Source organism: Ohtaekwangia koreensis (assembly GCF_900167975.1).
GTDB classification, from domain to species: Bacteria; Bacteroidota; Bacteroidia; order Cytophagales; family Cyclobacteriaceae; genus Ohtaekwangia; species Ohtaekwangia koreensis.
Genome location: NZ_FUZU01000001.1, coordinates 628,169 through 646,480, shown reverse-complemented (window position 1 = coordinate 646,480; position 18,312 = coordinate 628,169). Strand labels below are relative to the sequence as shown.

Below are 18,312 nucleotides of genomic sequence, written 5' to 3'. Positions count from 1 at the left end.
TAAACCAACGGATACTATAAATCATTCCTACTTGATTACATGTACCCACCCTTTACACGAGGCTTCGTTTTGGATGGCGGCTTTATAGTAGTAAACGCCCTGGCTTAATCCTGCACCAGTCCATGTGTTTTTATAATTATCATCATGAAAAATGAGGGTACCCCATAGGTTGTATACTTTCAGATCAACCTGGTCGGGGGCTTGTATCACCAGTGTATCATTTCGTTCATCGCTGTTGGCGGTAATAACGTTGGGAATCTTAATGGTAACAATATTCATCGTGATGTTCTCATCATAAGAACAATATGCGTTGGTGCTACGGAACAATACATTGTACGTTCCATCGGCAGGATAATTATGTTTGAAATCTTTTTCAGTGGACATTGTTCCATCACCGAGGTCCCAGGTATAAGTATACCCATCTTTTGATGTATACGTGAATCGTACGGTTGGTCTGTTCCAGCAGTCATAGTGTTTTTCAAAATGTAATATATAGTCCGGTGCGGGTATAACATTTACTTTTACGGAATCTGAAATCTCACAACCTACTTCGTCCTGAATGGTGATATAGTATACCGTTGTATCGGTTGGAGTAACCTTCGGGTTTGCGAGTGAAGATGCAAAATCTCCAGTATCACTGGTCCATTGATACAAAACTCCACCACTAGCCGACAACTGATAGCTGCTACCCTTGCAGATTGATCCATCATCCACTACCTGTATTTCAGGATCAAAAACTGAGACCACAACAGAGGCTATATCTTTACCTTCACACGTTTCAGCATTGTAAGCCGTGAGAGTAACCAGATAAACACCCGGAACTTCGTAGGTATGTACGACTGAACTTGTGTCTTGTTTGGTGATCTCTGTGCCATCGCCCATATTCCACACAAAATACTTGGCGCCATTGCTCAGGTTTTGGAACACGATCGAAGAAGGATAACACACAGTGTCCATACCGGGGTTATCAAGTGCTACCGAGTTTGTTTGCAGCGTAGCCCGCAGTGTGGCAAGGTCGAATTTAAATATAGCGTTATTACAACCGGCATAGGTGCGTGCAGCATTGGTAGCGTGCCCTGCGGGTGCATTGACCGAAGGAAAATCCGAGTATCCTCCACAACCGGCACATACCGCATGATATACTATACCTCGTTTATCGAATCGACTTGTGCCTCCGTCAACATGCGTTACCGATTGATTGCCTCCGAGGAAAGTACCATACAAAAAAGCAGATGCATCGGTATCGAGTACCATCAGGTAAAAATCATTTCCGGAGGTAGCGCTTTGATACGCATCTGCCGAAACCCGAAGCCCTGTTGTACTGCCTCCAACAAAATTTCGTGTAATGGTAACGATCTGTCCACTCTGCGCACGATACCGAATGGTTGTAGCATTTAATGAGCCACCCCAACCGGATATATAGATCTTGTTACAGTCGTTCACCAGAAATGCGGTGAGCGAAATATTGGGACTATTGTTACCCGAACCAAACACGGTTGAGAAAACAGAAGACTGCAGGTCGTGTGAAAGTTTATGTATGAACTGTCCACCACCGCTTTGGGAGAAAACACCAGACGTAACCGGATAACTACCCTGCGTCTGGCCCAGTACATATATATCCTGTGTAGTGTTGATGTCTACAAAATATACCTGGTCATAAGCCGAGGTGCCAAGATATGTAGCGTTCATGATTTGCAAGCCATCGTTGGAAAGCTGTGCGATCCATCCATCTATATCTGTACCCTTTGTTTTTTTATAACCATTGATGCCTGCGAAATTTGTACTGGTAGTTCCACCGGCCACGAAGATGGTATTGTTACTGTCGAGTTTCAGGGAATAGGCAGCATCTGTACCCGAACCTCCCAAGTAACGGCTCCATGTAATTGCTGAAAGATCGGATGGAAGTTTTACAACAATAGCATCGTGCGTTCCGCCAGCGTAGTCCACCACTTTTTGTGTAACGTTCGTGGAAGTTGTATTGGAGGCTATATATACATTATCATCGGCATCCGTAATAATATCGCCTCGAAATTGATCACCGTAATTTTTACATATCGGACTTTGCACCATGCTCTGGGAATCAAATGTTCCGGAGACGAAATTTACACCATCATTACTACTCCCTCCTATATACGTGGAGCCAAGCAATTGTCTTCCGTCACTGCTCAGTTTGGCAACAAATAAGTCAGACCCGTTGGTATAGGGTACACCATCCATGGGTGTAAAGTTTGTGCCTCCTGAAAAATGAGAATTATTGGTGACCGGGAAATTTGTAGAGCTGGTTGACCCTAGAATAAGCAATTCACCTGCGTGATTTACCACGAGGCTTTGTGGCGTTTCGGAACCATTTCCTCCGAGGTATGTAGCGTATAGCAATTTACTTCCTGCAGAATCGAATTTCATTATACCAATGTCCCATATACCACCGGCATAGGATACCTGGTATGCGCCCGTCTTCGTAGGATATCCTACACCATATACTATACCTCCGGAATATGCATTACCGGCATCATCATAGGTAGCGGTGTTACCCCAATTGTCGGTGGTGGATCCTGAATACGCTGAGAATATAATGAGCGGATCGATCACCAATGTATTTGCAGGATCAGGCCGATGTTCAAAGTCAAACCGGAGACGGTTATTCTTTAACATGAATTTGCAAGATATCTCTTTCTTCCTGCCATCGGTAAGCTGGTAAACATAAGGTTCCATTTCAATCAGCTCACCGAGCCTGGTTTTTAAATGGAGGTTTTTATCTTTTAAATGGAGACTATCCAAACCGCTATATTCAAGTTCAATCCTGTTTATGTTCCCTCCCGGATTAACAATGAGGTCGTACTTTATGGAAGAACCGTTGGTATACAGCTTCATATCAACGCCATCATAGAGATCGTGAATGATAATCGTTTCATAAGCCTTTGCATCCTGGAACCAGGAAGAAGGATTATCGCCATATATATAGTTATACCGAGTCTGCAAGGCATTTGTACCCTGAGCTTGAATTATATTGTTAGCGTGCAGGAATTTGATTTCGAAAGCATGCGCGAGTATAGTGCCGGTATGATATCCGGATACATCTTTACCCGGTTCATGTATAGCAGCATGATGGCTTTCAGGAGATTCAAAAAAAGAATACAATAAACGTGTTTGCTCCACGTATAATTTTCCACCGGGAATATCAGCTGCAAATAATACCTGTGCGGGCCACTGTCCTTTGTTCTCCACAAAACCTGAAGTCGCCAGGGCCTGCGATGTTATTGTCAGAATCAAAAATAAAAGTAAAGACAATATTTTCAGGGAGCGCGCTAACCGGTTGTTCACGTAATTTTTCATGACTTGCCTGTAAAACGCTATAGATAGCCAAAGCATATCCAGTAGTGATCAGGAAATAGATGAAAGGATTGTATGTGTAGACTAAACGGTGTATGCGACCGATACCGCTGATATACTTCGTGTATGATCGTTTGGAAATCCGGGTATAAATGGGGTATAACTACAATATATATTCTCCATCAACCGGTTTTACAGGCTCTGGAATGTCCTGTTCGCCTAACGCCTGAAGGAGATTAATTTCAATGGTGCGCGTGATGCTGCTGATGGGGACACCCGCGGTTGTATTTTCAAATGGATTCATGATGCTCATACCATTTATATGCGAGGTGTGAAAAACAAATCCTACCATAAAGCCAAGAAATATAGACCAATGTCCAACACTGCCGGCAATAGACATGGTTGTAAGCACTACAAACATCCAGATAAAAAGTCGTGTAAAGTAAACATAGGTGGTCGGGAATACCGTATTGTTTATCCTTTCGGATTTCCCCATTCCATCACAGAAGCTTCGCAGTAAGTCATTCATAGGAAGAAAACGAAATCCATCTATGATACCTTCCTTTGATATTCTTTGCAGATCATGGCTCTGTAGATCAAGTATAGCATTCGGTATATTTGAGAATGTCTTAACTTTCTCGACTTCTTCACGTGAAAGAAATTTTTCGTAATCAGAATAATCACATTTACGAAGAGACGCTTTCAGTGCATATAGAAAAGCGATGTGCCTATAGATCATTGTCCGTTGACACTGACGAAGATCTTCACCTATAATTTTACTTTCAGAAGCTTCCGAAAAATATGCCAGCAGATTTCTGGCCCATGTGCGCGAATCATTTACCAATGCACCCCATATAATCCTTGCTTCCCACCAGCGGTCATATGCCTGATTGTTGTTGAAACCTATAAAGAAAGCGATTGCTGTACCCAGCAGAGTTGGTAATGCAGCCGGGATGGTAACTTCTTTCAATAATATAATGTCTGCATAATGAGCTACTACGCAACTGATGAGCATGATGAGATCAACCTTCCAGGTTATCAGAAGGATTCTGTGCAAGCGTAGATTTTGTTTTAATAGCATAACAGAAAGTCTATATCCCGAGCCTTACAAACTCTGAATATCTCCTTTTGTTTTGCTAAAATCTACTGACCCGCTATATATTGTTCTAAATGCTCGATGATGGATTTCTGTTCATTGATCACCGTACGCACAACATCGCTAATGGAAATGACACCTACCAGTTCACCATTCTCTTCGACAGGAAGGTGACGGAATTTTCGATTGCTCATAATCCACATGCATTCTTCAATGGAAGTATCCGGTGTTACCGTAAATACTTTCGTGGTCATAAGTTCTCTTATAGATGTGTCTTTGGAAGATTTTCCTTTCAGAATAAGCTTTCGGGCATAATCTCGTTCGGTAAAAATTCCGACCATTTTCCCGTCTTCCATGATGATGAGTCCACCAATATTTTTTTCGCACATCACTTCGATGGCGTGGTAGACTGTTACGTCAGGTGATACAGCATAAACCGCATTTCCTTTAGAATCGAGAATATCTTTTACTTTTCCCATAGTATAAGTATTAGCAATCGATTGAAGGTAATCTTTTCGGATAGAAAAAACAATAGCCTGTCTTCCGGACAGGCTATTTAATATCATGAAATGCTAAAATTATTATGCCAGGAATAGTGACATAATCATATCGGGAAATAATCCCAGAGCAAAAGTCAGAGCAATCAATACAAACAGCAATGTTTTGTGGGACGCGCGAAGTTCAATAACCGGTGGCGTTGTTGATTCATTGAAGTACATGGCAATGATTACCTTAAAATAATAGTATACTCCTATCAGCGATGTGATCACGGCTACGATCACCATGCCGGTATATCCATTGCGGATAGCCTGTGCAAACACCATATACTTTCCGAAGAAACCTGCCAGTGGTGGTATACCCGCCAGCGAAAGCATTGCGATCGTAATGGTTACTGCCAGCCATGCATTTCTTTTAAAGAGTCCGTTGAAATAACTTATCGTTACCTCCTCTGAATTTCCCTCAACCAAATGAAGTACACTGAATGCTGCCAATGATGAAACTGAGTATGTAGTGAGGTAATAGAAGATTGTTCCGGTTTCACTTGGGCTTGCTATAAAGGCAAGAAGTATATACCCTACGTGACCAACACTTGAGTATGCAAGCATACGCTTTACATTGTTCTGGTATACTGCTGTTACGTTCGGAATCACCAATGTTAACACCGTTATAACTTGTAGTACTTTACTCCATGTTGGTTCAACCACCAGGAAGCATGTAGAGAACAAGCGGACAAAGGCTGCTATCGCTGCTACTTTAACAACAGTCGACATGAACGCTGTGATGGTAGTGGGCGAACCGCTATATACATCGGGTGCCCAAAAATGAAATGGTACTGCAGAAATCTTAAAGGCCAGACCTATCAACATCATTAATACCCCTGCATAAAAGAACGAAGGTAAACCGGATGGATTTGCTGCCAGGGTCTCTGCTATAGTATGTAGATGAAATGATCCGGTAGCTCCATATACCAGTGCTATACCGAATAATAAAAACCCGGTTGCAAAGGAGCCCATCAGGAAATATTTGAACGCAGCTTCTGTTGATGACAAGCTATCTTTTCTGCTACCTGCCAATACATATAGCGACATAGACAGGATTTCAATACCCAGGAATAACATGGCCATGTTGTTGAACGATGCCATAATCACTGCGCCTACTACAGCAAATACGATAAGAGAAGTGCGGTCTGTACGATGCGTGCCGGTTGTAAAATAATCGGCTGAAAGCCAGAACCAGATGATGGTTAAAATTGAGATCAGTGCAGTAAACGCAAGTGCCAGGTTATCGAACACCAGCATGTGACTGAAATATGGCACCGCTGTATTCCAATCCAGGGCAGCGAGCACAACGGCTGCTGCAAGGCCTGCAACTACAAAGCCCGTAAGCCACTTTTTCAGATTGCCGAATTCAGCAAGAAGTGAAAATATACCTAAGCCAGTGATAACAAATAATGCGTTCATATATTAGTTAGCGGAAGCAGTAACTTCTGTAATTGAATGTAAAAGAGTATTGACAGCCGATTCGGAAATCTCCAACAACGGCGTTGGATATACACCGATAAGGATGATCAGTATAACGATCGGATAAAGCACCAACTTTTCCTGACCTGTAAGATCAACGAATGACGATGTTCTGTTATTCGTTTCACCTGACATTGACTTCTGGAACGTTCTCAGCATATATACTGCGCCCAGAATTATAGTTACACCCGCGATAGCCCCTAAAGCAGCCTGATATTGAAAAACTGCGTTGATCAACAGGAACTCGCCAACAAAGCCGCTTGTGAAAGGCAAGGCAACACTGCCCAGCATGGTGATCACAAATACTGTAGTCAGGAATGGCGCTACATTGCGTATACCTCCAAGTTCTGATAACGTTCTGGTTTTGGTGCGATCGAAAATAATTTCGATGATATAGAACAATGCAAATACAATTATACCGTGACTCAGCATCTGAATCATAGCCCCTTGAATACCAATAGCACTAAGCGTAAATATACCGGCTGATATAAGGCCTACGTGTGCAATGGAGGAATATGCAATCAATCGTTTAAAATCCTTTTGAACAATGGCTATACAGGAAGCATAGATAATTCCGATTACAGAAATGATAACAGCAGTCATGCCCCACTGAGCAACACCACTGGGTACCACTGGAATCAACCAGCGGATCACACCATATATACCCATCTTCAACATGATTCCCGAAAGTAACATAGTGCCCTGTACCGGAGAAACGGTATAGGTATCCGGTTGCCAGGTGTGGAAAGGAAATACAGGCATCTTGATCGCGAAGGCTACAAACAATGCCCAGAAAAGAAGTGATTGTTCGGTTGCTGATAATGAACGGCCGGCTTCATACAGCGCTTGTATAGCAAAGGTATGTGAACCTGGCGTTTGGAAATATAGATATACCAATCCAACCAGCATGAATAAACTTCCTGCCAGCGTATATACAAAGAACTTGAATGTAATGCGTCCACGATCTTCTCCACCCCAAATGAGACAGATAAAGTATATCGGAATCAAAGCTACTTCCCAGAAAAGGTAGAATAACAAGCCATCGCGTGCTACAAATACTCCGACCAATGCCATCTGCATGGTGAGGATGAGTCCATAGAAAGTAGAAGGCTTCTCGTATGTGTGGCTAAATGAAGACAGTATAATAAACGGTACTAATACCGTTGTCAATAATACAAGTAATAAGCTGATGCCATCAATCGCTACCGATAAGCTTAATCCTAATGAAGTGATCCACGGAATGTCTATACTAAACTGAGGTGCACCAGTTTTATCGAACTGAGTCACTATCACCAATGAAATAATTAATTCAATCAGTGCAGCGATCAGTGCAACCACCTTTGCATTCTGTGGTCTGAATACGAAAAGCAATAGCGCTGCGGCCAGTGGAAAAAATATAAGAAGTAGCGTTAGCATCGTTAGTCGTTATCTATTATTAGTTATCCGTTGTCCTGTTAATGGTTATTCATTGTATACTATATTCGTTATGTCAAGCGATTGATATTGCTCAACACTCACGAAAGTCACTAACGAATAACTGCGTAAGCCAGAATGATCACAATACCAATTACCATTACGAAGATATAGTATCCGATTCCTCCGTTCTGCAAGAGTCGTGTGATCTTGCTTCCCTCCACTACACTTCCTCCAAAAGCATTGACCAGTTTATCGATTCCTAAACGTTCGATCACTGCATCCAAAACTCCGGAGATCCAATACAATGGCTTTACGATAATGGCATTATATATTTCATCCACATAATACTTATTGGCAAGCGTACGCTGAAGCCCACCTATTGGTTGACCTTCTGCGGCTGGCACCTGCTCTTTACCTATATACATGGTATAGGCAATGACGATCATTACAATCGTGAAAGCAACCACGGTGCCCATCAATATATATTCGGTTGTATGACTGAGGTGATGTGTTTGAATAAGATCATGTGAAGAAGCAAATACAGGATGCAGGTAGTGCGATAACCAATGCGATCCTCCTAATGCTTCGGGCACTCCCATAAATCCACCGACTACACTCAGTGCCGCTAATGCTATCAATGGTATCGTTATACTTTTAGGAGATTCATGAATATGTTCCATAGCATGTTTGCTGGCTCTTTCTTTTCCAAAGAATGTAAGGAAGAAAAGACGGAACATGTAGAAGGCTGTAAGTAACGATGCGATCACAGCAACGGCCCACACAATTTTGTTATGTGCAAATGCGCTTGCCAAAATTTCATCCTTTGAAAAGAAACCTGCAAACGGAGGTATACCCGATATTGCGAGTACACCTGTAAAGAAAGTAATATAGGTTACAGGAAGATACTTCTTTAATCCTCCCATGTTACGAATATCCTGTTCGCCACTTAACGCGTGAATCACGCTACCTGCACCCAAAAACAACAATGCTTTAAAGAATGCGTGTGTTGCCATATGAAATATACCACTCGTAAACGCTCCGAGCCCCAAGGCGAGGAACATCAAACCTAATTGACTTACGGTAGAGTATGCGAGTACTTTCTTTATATCATTCTGCGCGATCGCGATGGTGGCTGCAAACAGTGCTGTTGCCAAACCAACGATCACAATCAACTCAAGTGTTGCCGGTGATAATGCATAGAGCAAGTTGTTACGACAAACCATATATACACCTGCCGTTACCATGGTTGCTGCGTGAATCAATGCTGATACAGGTGTAGGACCCGCCATCGCATCCGGCAACCAGGTATATAGTGGAAGCTGCGCACTCTTACCCATCGCGCCAACAAACAGCAGGATTGTGATAAGCGTCAATGTCGTTGTATCAATTGACGTTGCTTTTGAAAATACTTCGGTATACTGAATGCTTCCGAAGTGAACGAAGATCAAAATCACACCGAGTAACATTCCCAAATCACCGATACGGTTCATGATGAATGCCTTGTTTGCAGCATTGTTATAGTCCTGGTTTTTAAACCAGAATCCGATGAGTAAATATGAGCAGAGACCAACGCCTTCCCATCCTACAAACATCAACAGATAGTTTGCACCCATCACGAGTAAAAGCATGAAGAACACAAACAAATTCAAATACGAAAAGAAGCGGTTGAAGCCTTCATCGTGATGCATATACCCGATCGAGTAAACGTGGATCAAAAATCCAACTCCGGTAATGATCAATAGAAATAAAGATGATAGCGGATCTACGAGGAAGCTTATGGATGCTGAGAAATCTCCGGCTGCGATCCAGTTGAAAAGCGTTACAGAGATTGAACGATCGCCTTCCGGCATTCCCAACAGGGTAACGAAGAGTGCAATTGAAATGATGAATGAAAACAAAACTGAACCGCAGGCTATAAATGCAGTGACACCTTGAGTGAGTCTACGCGTATTCAGTGCTACGAACAAAAAGCCCAGTAACGGGAACAGTGGTACAAGGCTTACCAATAAATCTATACTTACCATTTTAAGCGATTCAAAATGTTAATATCAACCGATTTTGTATTCCGGTACATCATCACCAGTATAGCCAAACCTACGGCTACTTCAGCCGCAGCTACTGCCATAATAAAAAATACAAATACTTGTCCGGAAGCATCGTTCAGATACGTGGAGAATGCCACCAATAAAAGATTTACAGCATTCAACATAAGTTCAATGCACATAAAAATGATAATAGCATTTCTGCGGTATAGCACGCCCAACACTCCAATTGTAAAGAGTGTTGCTGCCAGCCACAGGTAATAATCAAGTGGTATTGTTTTGATCATTTTATCCGTTATCGGTTATTCGTTATCAGTTCGTTCAGTATTGTTTATTGTTATCTGTTACTTGGCAACGGATAACGATTAACGTTTCTCTGGTTTACCCAGCATAACGGCTCCCACCATTGCTGCCAAGAGTAATACAGAAGTTATCTCGAAGGGAAGTAAAAATTTTGTAAACATTACTTGCCCTAATGCTTTTACAAGACCTATATCTGCTGCTGCAGGTTGTTGTTGAATCATACCTTCTGTTCCTTTCAGAGAACCTACCAGTACAATCATTACCAGACCTGCACAGATCGTAGCTGCGATCTTTTGTAAGGTACTTTTATGAGGTTCCGATTCCTTATTCAGGTTGAGGAGCATGATCACATACAGAAACAAAACCATGATGGCGCCTGCATATACTATAATGTGAACGATTGCCAGAAACTGTGCATTCATTAACATATAGTGGCCCGCTATACAGAAAAAAGTAATAATGAGATATAGTACACTATATACAGGGTTCTTTGACAAAACAACCATGATGGCTGACATGATTGCCAGGAACGAAAGGAAGTAGAATAGATTGAGCGTCACTGCTGAAATACTATTTATTATGACTTAATTTTTTCTGCTCTTTGAAAGCTAACACGGCTGGTGTTTGTCTTACCGTTACATCAATGCGCTCATTCACATCTTCTACCAGCTTGTCTTTTCCGTAGATAAATCCGTTGCGCTCATAGTCGGTTGAAACTATACGATCTGTCAGGAAGATCGCTTCCTTGGGACAAGCTTCTTCGCATAATCCGCAGAAAATGCAGCGCAGCATATTGATCTCATACGTTGCAGCATATTTCTCTTCGCGGTATAAATTCTCTTCGCCTTTCTTGCGCTCTGCCGCTACCATGGTAATTGCTTCGGCAGGACAAGCCACTGCACACAACCCGCAGGCTGTGCAACGCTCGGCTCCTTTATCATCACGCTTCAACACGTGTTGACCACGCCAGATCTCGCTGATCTCGCGTTTTTTTTCAGGATATTTTACCGTTGCCTTTTTTCTGAATAAGTGCTTGATCGTAATTACAACACCACTTAATATGGCCGGGAGATAAATCTTCTCTGCGAAGGTCATCTCTTTCTTTACAACAAGCTTTGATCGATTCGTTAATTGCATGTGGTTTTATTCACATTTATACTATGTTGAAAATTCGTTCCTGAAATTCAGGAATCGACTCCATTAAAGTTTATCTATTAATAACATCACCAATCCGGTAATGAAAATATTCGCTACAGAGAGTGGTATCAATACTTTCCATCCCAGATTCATCAACTGATCGTAGCGGAAGCGTGGGATTGTCCAACGGATCCACATAAAGAAGAAGATGAAGAATGAAATCTTGGCGAACAACATCAGTGTTCCTATGATAGATATCGTGTTATGATCCAATCCAAGATCATTCATGAATGGAAAGTTATATCCTCCGAAATAAAGCGTTGAGATCATCGCCGATGAAACAAACATATTGATGTATTCAGCGAAGAGGTAGAAGCCTAATTTCATACTGCTATATTCCGTATGGTAGCCACCGACTAACTCTGTCTCACATTCTGGCAAATCGAACGGCGTACGGTTACATTCCGCGAAAGCACAGACTATGAAAATTAAAAATCCAAGTGGTTGATATACTACATTCCACATGTTCCAGTCACCACCAACACCACCGGCCTGTTGTGCACTTATCTCACCAAGACTTAATGTCCCCGTCATGATTACAAATGCAATGATGGATAAGCCCATCGCGATCTCATAACTGATCATCTGTGCAGATGCACGAATCGCACCCAACAAAGAGAACTTATTATTCGATGCCCAACCACCGATCATGATACCGTATACTCCGATGGATACAACTCCAAATACATATAGTACACCTACATTGAGATCAGCGATCTGCAGTGAATATGTTTTTCCACCAATGATCAGTGTATCTCCCCAGGGAATTAATACACCTGCCATCATTGCTGTGAGCATCGCGAGACATGGCCCGAGTATAAACAGAAATTTATTTGATACTACTGGAATGATTTCTTCTTTGTAGATGAATTTCATTCCATCGGCAAGGGGTTGAAAGATCCCGAATGGACCTGCACGATCAGGACCTACACGATCTTGTAAGAATGCTGCCACTTTACGTTCGGCATACGTTGAGTATGCAGCAACAAAAAGTGTTATACCAAACACGGAGCCTACCAGAATCAGTTTATATATCAAAAATTCGGTCATGCTGGTGATTGGTTAGTTTCCGGTAATTGCTTTCCTTTTTGAAACTGGATTTGACGTTCGATGTCGAGTTTCAATTTCTGCATATCGATTTTTTCATAGTGATTTTGTGAGATCACTGAATTTTTATCGATGTGACGCGGACCTTCAATTGTCCAATCGCTCATATTCTTATGATCGTAGCGGCACTCGTTACAGATATACTCTTTCACTTCACCAAATTCATCTTTGCGTGCTGATACGCGAAGTACATCATCACCTTTCGACCAGAGAACTACTTTGCCACTGCACTTGGTACAGTTACGATGTGCATCCAGAGGTTTTGTAAACCATACTCTGCTTTTAAAGCGGAAGGTTTTATCAGTCAATGCTCCTACCGGGCAAACATCAATCATGTTTCCGGAGAAATCATTCTCTACTGCTTTTTCTATATAGGTGCTGATCTCGGAAGCATCGCCACGATTCAACACTCCGTGAACGCGTTCATTTGTAAGTTGATCGGCTACAAATGTACAGCGGTAGCAAAGGATGCAACGCGTCATGTGTAACTTGATTTTATCTCCTATATCTACTTTCTCGAATGTTCTGCGTTCTTCTTCATAGCGTGTTTTACCAGCGCCATGTTCGTATGCTAAATTTTGCAGATCACATTCCCCGGCCTGATCACATATAGGGCAATCGAGCGGGTGATTGATCAACAGAAATTCAACAACGCCTTTACGTGCTTCCAAAACTTCTGGCGAAGTTATATTCTGTACCACCATGCCATCCATAACAGGTGTGCGGCATGATGCTACAAGCTTCGGCATAGGGCGCGGATCTTTAGCAGACCCCTGTGTTACTTTTACTAAACATACACGGCACTTTCCACCGGTATCTTTCAAAGAAGAATAGTAACACATTGCCGGAGGTACAACTTCACCACCAATCTGACGGGCTGCGTTCAGAATGGTTGTTCCATCAGCAACTTCTACTTCAATACCATCTATCGTTACTTTAGCCATTTCGCTAAGTTTATTTATAGTTTAACTCTATACCGTTGCCAGCACTTTCTCCGAACGGAATGGTTCCAACTCAAAATGCTTTGGATTCTTTACCTTTTCGGGATAGCGTACGTGATACTCAAACTCTTCGCGGAAGTGACGTATCGCACTGGCTACTGGCCAGGCTGCTGCATCTCCCAACGGACAAATTGTATTCCCTTCTATCTTCTTGGCAACATCTACTAACAAGTCTATATCTTCCATGTGGCCATGACCATGCTCGATACGATGAAGAACTTTCTCCATCCAGCCTGTGCCTTCGCGGCAAGGGCTACATTGACCACAAGATTCATGGTGATAGAAGCGTGTGAATGTCCACAGATTACGGACTATACATGCTGTTTCATCCATGACAATGAAACCACCGGAGCCCAACATTGTACCCGTTGCAAAACCACCATCCGATAATGATTCGTATGACATTAAGCGGGGTTCGCCTTTGGCTGTTTTCAGAATAAGATCGGCAGGAAGAATCGGCACAGAAGAACCTCCGGCTACAACAGCTTTAAGTTTTCTTCCCTTCCAGATACCTCCACAATATTTATCAGAGTATATAAACTCTTCTACGGGCAATCCTAAATCTATCTCGTATACCCCTGGCTTATTGATGTGCCCGCTGGCAGAGATAAGTTTTGTGCCTGTACTTTTACCAATACCGATCTTTGCATACTCGTCACCACTCTCGTTAACAATGGAGCACACTGCAGAAATCGTCTCCACGTTATTTACAACGGTAGGGCTAGCATACAAACCTGCTACTGCAGGGAATGGAGGCTTCAGGCGTGGGTTACCGCGCTTGCCTTCGAGCGACTCAAGCAATGCAGTCTCTTCACCACAGATATAGGCACCACCACCTGGCTGTACATATAGCTCTAATGAATAATCTGTTCCTAATATATTTTTACCGAGAAACCCATTGGCATGTGCTTCCTGAATTGCCTTTTCTAAAATGCGGATGATATACATATACTCACCGCGCACATATATATAGGAAGTTTTTGCACCCAGCGCATAGCTTGATGTAATCATTCCTTCAATAAGCACGTGAGGGATCTTCTCCATCAGGTAACGATCCTTGAATGTACCTGGCTCACTTTCATCAGCATTACAAACGAGATAGCGAGGTTTATCAGATTTACGATCGAGGAAACTCCACTTCATACCAGCAGGGAAACCAGCACCACCTCTACCACGTAAACCAGACTTCTTTACTTCTTCTGTTACTTCATCGGGAGTCATCGTCTTCAACGCTTTCTCCACAGATTTATACCCGCCATGCTTCCTATATACATCGAACGTTTCGATGCCGGGTACATTTATATGTTCTAAAAGTCTTGCCATGATTAAATCTCCTGCATGTTAGATTTCATATATGTACTCCGCTGATCAGAGCCTCTTAATTTTTCAATCAAGGTATCTACTTTTTCAGTCGTCAGGTTTTCATAGTAATCAGAACCACATTGCAGCATAGGAGCTGTTCCGCAAGAGCCCAAACACTCTACTGTTTTCAGTGTGAACATTCCATCGGCTGTGGTCTCTCCAACTTTTATATTCAACTTCTTCTCCAGGTGATCCACTATATCATCGGAGCCGCGTAACCAGCATGGTCCTGTCTGGCAAACTTCAATCAGACATTTTCCAACAGGCTCCAGGTTATACATAGAATAGAATGAAGCAACTTCATATACTTCAATCGGTTTGATTGAAAGGATAGACGCTACATAATCCATCACCGGTGCACTGAGCCAGCCATCAAACTCGGCTTGTGCCAGGTGCAATACCGGTAGTAAAGCAGACTTTTGTTTTCCTTCGGGATACCGTTTTATGATGCGTTGAACGAGTTCCATCGTCTCCGCTGAAAATTGTACCTGGTTTATTTTCTGTTCACTCATCTTTTATCCGTTAATCGTTATCTGTTATCCGTTTAACTTTTAACGGATACTGACAACGGTTTCTATGCATCAAGTTCTCCTGCAATTACATTCATACTACTCATCGTGATCACGGCATCCGATAACATAGAGCCTTTGATCATTTCAGGGTATGCCTGATAGTATATAAAACAAGGTCTTCTGAATTGAAGTCTATAAGGTGTTCTTCCACCGTCACTGATCAGGTAAAAACCTAATTCTCCATTACCGCCTTCAACACAATGATATACTTCTCCTTTCGGAATTTCTGTTTCGCCCATCACAATCTTAAAGTGATAGATCAATGCTTCCATGTCATTATATACTTCCTCTTTTGGAGGAAGACAGAACTCAGGAGTTCGTGCACTGAAAATTCCGGCAGGCTCTTTCTTTACTTTTTCAATAGCTTGTTTGATGATGCTCAGGCTCTGCCACATTTCTTCCTGACGAACCATGAAGCGATCGTAGGTATCGCCATTGCTCCCTACCGGGATAATAAAATCAAATTCTTCGTATGATGAATACGGAGTCATTACGCGTACATCGTAATCTACTCCTGCTGCTCTCAGGTTAGGACCTGAGAAGCTATAACTAAGTGCACGTTCCGCAGATATAGGGCCACAGCCAATGGTGCGGTCCATAAAAATCCGGTTGCGCTCTAACAGGCTTGTAAACTCCTTGAATGCAACTGGAAATTCAACCAGGAACTTGTCAATTTTATCCCATGCTTTCTGAGGTATATCTCGCTCAAGCCCACCGATGCGGCCGATGTTTGTAGTAAGGCGCGCACCACAGATTTCTTCAAAGATCTCATAGATCTTCTCACGCATCTGGAAAAGATATAGGAAGCCGGTTGTTGCACCTGTATCTTGTCCTATAATAGTGTTGCAAATAATATGGTCGGAGATACGCGCCAACTCCATGATGATAACACGGAGGTATTGTACACGTTTTGGAATTTCAAGTCCAATCAGTTTTTCAACCGTCATGTGCCATCCCATGTTATTAATCGGTGATGAACAATAGTTCATCCGATCGGTCAATGGAGTGATCTGATAGAATGGTCTGCGCTCTGCTAACTTTTCGAATGCCCGGTGAATATAGCCGATCGTAGGTTCAGCCTCCACGATGATCTCACCATCCATCTTCAGTACATTTTGAAATATACCATGCGTGGCGGGGTGCGTAGGACCGAGATTCAAGTATGAGTATTGCTTCTCTTCTGCCTTTTCTTCCTGCTCGATAACCGGTTGATTCACATTCATAAAATTATCGTCCAAACATAGTATCGTTCTTGTCTTCTCGTCTCTGATCTTCCAGCGGGAATTCTTTACGTAGCGGGAAGATGATCATATCCTCTACATTGAGTATACGCTTCAAGTTCGGATGTCCTTCGAAGATTACTCCGAAGAAATCATACGTCTCGCGCTCCAGCCAATTTGCTCCTGCAAAAATGGGAGTGATGGTTGGCGTTACCGGGTTCTCTGCCGGAAGATAAATCTTCAGACGGATACGCTGATTCGCTACCAGGTTATGAAGCTGATACATTACTGCAATCTGATTCAACTCCGGATAATGTATACCACACAAGGTTGTGAGGTATTGAAACTTCGTGTCCGGGTGGTTGTAAAGGAATTGAATGATTTCTACGATCTTCTCTTTCTTCAGTGAAACTGTAAGAAAATCGTATGGAGTGTCTATATGAAGGATTTGATCTTCATATCTGTCTTTAAGCGCAGTAATGATTTTGTCCTGAGTAGAACCTTCCATTGGGTTCGGTTTCGGTTTATTTGAGTTATCCGTTTATCACTGTCCTATTTGCAATCTCACTATGCTAGATCGTGAAGTTGTAAAGCGAACTATGCTTATTCTATTCCGTACTTGTTCAACATAGCCTTGTACTCCTCAGAGTCTCTTCTGCGAAGTGATTCCGTCTCTACAAGGTGTTGTATTTTCAATATACCATCAATGATCTGTTCAGGGCGTGGTGGGCAACCGGGTACATATACATCTACCGGTATAATTCTATCGATGCCTTGTAGTACGCTATAGGTATCAAAGATACCACCGCTGCACGCACAGGCACCTACGGAAATTACCCAACGCGGCTCAGCCATTTGTTCATACACCTGACGAAGGATCGGTCCCATTTTCTTAGCGATGGTTCCCATCACCATTAGTAAATCAGCCTGGCGTGGTGAGAAGCTTAGTCGTTCTGAACCGAAGCGTGCCAGGTCGTAGTGTGAAGCCATCGTTGCCATGAACTCAATGCCACAACATGAAGTAGCAAATGGTAAAGGCCAGATCGAATTCTTTCGGGCAAGTCCTACTACCTTATCGAGACTGGTAGCAAAGAAGCCTGCACCTTCATAGCCTTCGGGCTTAGCTCCTACCGTTATACCTTGTTGTATGCTTGTTGATTCCATAGCTTCAAGTTTTTAATTTCCAACCTCTCTTAATCTTCCCACTTCAATGCGCCTTTTTTAATCAGGTAGAAAAATCCTACCAGGAGCAAAGCGATAAAGGTGACCATCTCAATGAACCCTGTTACTCCGAGCTCTTTGAAGTTAACAGCCCAAGGGTACATAAAGATCACTTCGACATCAAATAAAACAAACAGGATCGCTACCAGAAAGTACTTTATGTTGAATGGAACTCTGGCGTTACCCTTAGCTTCAATACCACATTCAAATGTATCGAGCTTCACTGCGCTTTTGCGTTTTGGACCAAGTGCATGTGTAGCAATCATGGTGACTACTATGAAACCCATCGCGAAAAGAAACATTAATCCGATCGGAAGGTATTGTGCTAAATCTGAATTCTCCATAGCGTTAGAATGCGGTAAATTTCGTTTTTTATCCTTCAAACTCCACAAAAGAAGAATAATAATTTCGACACTATCTTTCT

Annotated in this window: 17 protein-coding genes; all 17 read right to left on the bottom strand. The window is 42.4% G+C overall.

The window, feature by feature from the left end; translation table 11 throughout:
• Positions 1-27 precede the first annotated feature (27 nt).
• Positions 28-3,333, bottom strand: coding sequence for a DUF7948 domain-containing protein (locus B5Y40_RS02800; RefSeq protein WP_159453586.1), 3,306 nt, complete (start codon positions 3,331-3,333; stop codon positions 28-30).
• A 160-nt stretch (positions 3,334-3,493) separates the two neighbouring features.
• Entirely contained in the window at positions 3,494-4,387 is an 894-nt protein-coding gene (locus B5Y40_RS02795) for a bestrophin family protein (protein ID WP_221408860.1), read from the bottom strand.
• 86 nt (positions 4,388-4,473) lie between these two features.
• Positions 4,474-4,905, bottom strand: coding sequence for a CBS domain-containing protein (locus B5Y40_RS02790; RefSeq protein ID WP_079687060.1), 432 nt, complete (start codon positions 4,903-4,905; stop codon positions 4,474-4,476).
• 102 nt (positions 4,906-5,007) lie between these two features.
• Entirely contained in the window at positions 5,008-6,387 is a 1,380-nt protein-coding gene (locus B5Y40_RS02785) for an NADH-quinone oxidoreductase subunit N (protein ID WP_079685181.1), read from the bottom strand.
• Positions 6,388-6,390: 3 nt separating this feature from the next.
• Complete coding sequence (locus tag B5Y40_RS02780; RefSeq protein WP_079685180.1) at positions 6,391-7,863, bottom strand: complex I subunit 4 family protein; 1,473 nt, start codon at positions 7,861-7,863, stop codon at positions 6,391-6,393.
• A 110-nt stretch (positions 7,864-7,973) separates the two neighbouring features.
• A complete protein-coding gene (gene nuoL / locus B5Y40_RS02775) occupies positions 7,974-9,887 on the bottom strand; it encodes an NADH-quinone oxidoreductase subunit L (protein WP_079685179.1) in 1,914 nt (637 codons plus the stop codon).
• Complete coding sequence (nuoK, locus tag B5Y40_RS02770; RefSeq protein ID WP_079685178.1) at positions 9,881-10,192, bottom strand: NADH-quinone oxidoreductase subunit NuoK; 312 nt, start codon at positions 10,190-10,192, stop codon at positions 9,881-9,883. The genes nuoL and nuoK overlap by 7 nt, the downstream gene beginning before the upstream one ends.
• Positions 10,193-10,270: 78 nt before the next feature.
• Positions 10,271-10,726: an NADH-quinone oxidoreductase subunit J family protein gene (locus B5Y40_RS02765; protein ID WP_079685177.1), complete on the bottom strand. Its 456-nt coding sequence runs from the start codon at positions 10,724-10,726 to the stop codon at positions 10,271-10,273.
• 52 nt (positions 10,727-10,778) lie between these two features.
• Complete coding sequence (locus B5Y40_RS02760; RefSeq protein ID WP_079685176.1) at positions 10,779-11,345, bottom strand: NuoI/complex I 23 kDa subunit family protein; 567 nt, start codon at positions 11,343-11,345, stop codon at positions 10,779-10,781.
• A 63-nt stretch (positions 11,346-11,408) separates the two neighbouring features.
• A complete protein-coding gene (gene nuoH, locus B5Y40_RS02755; RefSeq protein WP_079685175.1) occupies positions 11,409-12,455 on the bottom strand; it encodes an NADH-quinone oxidoreductase subunit NuoH in 1,047 nt (348 codons plus the stop codon).
• Positions 12,452-13,456 (bottom strand): NADH-quinone oxidoreductase subunit G, encoded by a 1,005-nt coding sequence (locus B5Y40_RS02750; protein WP_079685174.1) that lies wholly within the window; start codon positions 13,454-13,456, stop codon positions 12,452-12,454. The genes nuoH and B5Y40_RS02750 overlap by 4 nt, the downstream gene beginning before the upstream one ends.
• A 27-nt stretch (positions 13,457-13,483) precedes the next feature.
• Positions 13,484-14,836 (bottom strand): NADH-quinone oxidoreductase subunit NuoF, encoded by a 1,353-nt coding sequence (gene nuoF / locus B5Y40_RS02745; protein ID WP_079685173.1) that lies wholly within the window; start codon positions 14,834-14,836, stop codon positions 13,484-13,486.
• A 2-nt stretch (positions 14,837-14,838) separates the two neighbouring features.
• Positions 14,839-15,387 (bottom strand): NADH-quinone oxidoreductase subunit NuoE, encoded by a 549-nt coding sequence (nuoE, locus tag B5Y40_RS02740; RefSeq protein WP_079685172.1) that lies wholly within the window; start codon positions 15,385-15,387, stop codon positions 14,839-14,841.
• Positions 15,388-15,449: 62 nt separating this feature from the next.
• Complete coding sequence (locus B5Y40_RS02735) at positions 15,450-16,670, bottom strand: NADH-quinone oxidoreductase subunit D (RefSeq protein ID WP_079685171.1); 1,221 nt, start codon at positions 16,668-16,670, stop codon at positions 15,450-15,452.
• 4 nt (positions 16,671-16,674) lie between these two features.
• The gene (locus B5Y40_RS02730; protein ID WP_079685170.1) at positions 16,675-17,175 is read right to left on the bottom strand and encodes an NADH-quinone oxidoreductase subunit C; all 501 of its coding nucleotides are present in this window, start codon (positions 17,173-17,175) and stop codon (positions 16,675-16,677) included.
• 95 nt (positions 17,176-17,270) lie between these two features.
• Positions 17,271-17,831, bottom strand: a complete 561-nt coding sequence (locus B5Y40_RS02725; protein WP_079685169.1) for an NADH-quinone oxidoreductase subunit B — start codon at positions 17,829-17,831, stop codon at positions 17,271-17,273.
• A gap of 29 nt (positions 17,832-17,860) precedes the next feature.
• Entirely contained in the window at positions 17,861-18,232 is a 372-nt protein-coding gene (locus B5Y40_RS02720) for an NADH-quinone oxidoreductase subunit A (RefSeq protein WP_079685168.1), read from the bottom strand.
• Between the last annotated feature and the right edge of the window lie 80 nt (positions 18,233-18,312).

What these genes read in the sequence shown, in the direction of transcription:
- B5Y40_RS02800 (WP_159453586.1), bottom strand. Translation starts at nt 3,333, where the DNA reads ATGAAAAATTACGTGAACAACCGGTTAGCGCGCTCCCTGAAAATATTG.
- B5Y40_RS02735 (WP_079685171.1), bottom strand. Translation starts at nt 16,670, where the DNA reads ATGAATGTGAATCAACCGGTTATCGAGCAGGAAGAAAAGGCAGAAGAG.
- B5Y40_RS02720 (WP_079685168.1), bottom strand. Translation starts at nt 18,232, where the DNA reads ATGGAGAATTCAGATTTAGCACAATACCTTCCGATCGGATTAATGTTT.
- nuoE (WP_079685172.1), bottom strand. Translation starts at nt 15,387, where the DNA reads ATGAGTGAACAGAAAATAAACCAGGTACAATTTTCAGCGGAGACGATG.
- B5Y40_RS02725 (WP_079685169.1), bottom strand. Translation starts at nt 17,831, where the DNA reads ATGGAATCAACAAGCATACAACAAGGTATAACGGTAGGAGCTAAGCCC.
- B5Y40_RS02765 (WP_079685177.1), bottom strand. Translation starts at nt 10,726, where the DNA reads ATGTCAGCCATCATGGTTGTTTTGTCAAAGAACCCTGTATATAGTGTA.
- nuoH (WP_079685175.1), bottom strand. Translation starts at nt 12,455, where the DNA reads ATGACCGAATTTTTGATATATAAACTGATTCTGGTAGGCTCCGTGTTT.
- nuoK (WP_079685178.1), bottom strand. Translation starts at nt 10,192, where the DNA reads ATGATCAAAACAATACCACTTGATTATTACCTGTGGCTGGCAGCAACA.
- B5Y40_RS02790 (WP_079687060.1), bottom strand. Translation starts at nt 4,905, where the DNA reads ATGGGAAAAGTAAAAGATATTCTCGATTCTAAAGGAAATGCGGTTTAT.
- B5Y40_RS02760 (WP_079685176.1), bottom strand. Translation starts at nt 11,345, where the DNA reads ATGCAATTAACGAATCGATCAAAGCTTGTTGTAAAGAAAGAGATGACC.
- nuoF (WP_079685173.1), bottom strand. Translation starts at nt 14,836, where the DNA reads ATGGCAAGACTTTTAGAACATATAAATGTACCCGGCATCGAAACGTTC.
- nuoL (WP_079685179.1), bottom strand. Translation starts at nt 9,887, where the DNA reads ATGGTAAGTATAGATTTATTGGTAAGCCTTGTACCACTGTTCCCGTTA.
- B5Y40_RS02730 (WP_079685170.1), bottom strand. Translation starts at nt 17,175, where the DNA reads ATGGAAGGTTCTACTCAGGACAAAATCATTACTGCGCTTAAAGACAGA.
- B5Y40_RS02785 (WP_079685181.1), bottom strand. Translation starts at nt 6,387, where the DNA reads ATGAACGCATTATTTGTTATCACTGGCTTAGGTATATTTTCACTTCTT.
- B5Y40_RS02750 (WP_079685174.1), bottom strand. Translation starts at nt 13,456, where the DNA reads ATGGCTAAAGTAACGATAGATGGTATTGAAGTAGAAGTTGCTGATGGA.
- B5Y40_RS02780 (WP_079685180.1), bottom strand. Translation starts at nt 7,863, where the DNA reads ATGCTAACGCTACTTCTTATATTTTTTCCACTGGCCGCAGCGCTATTG.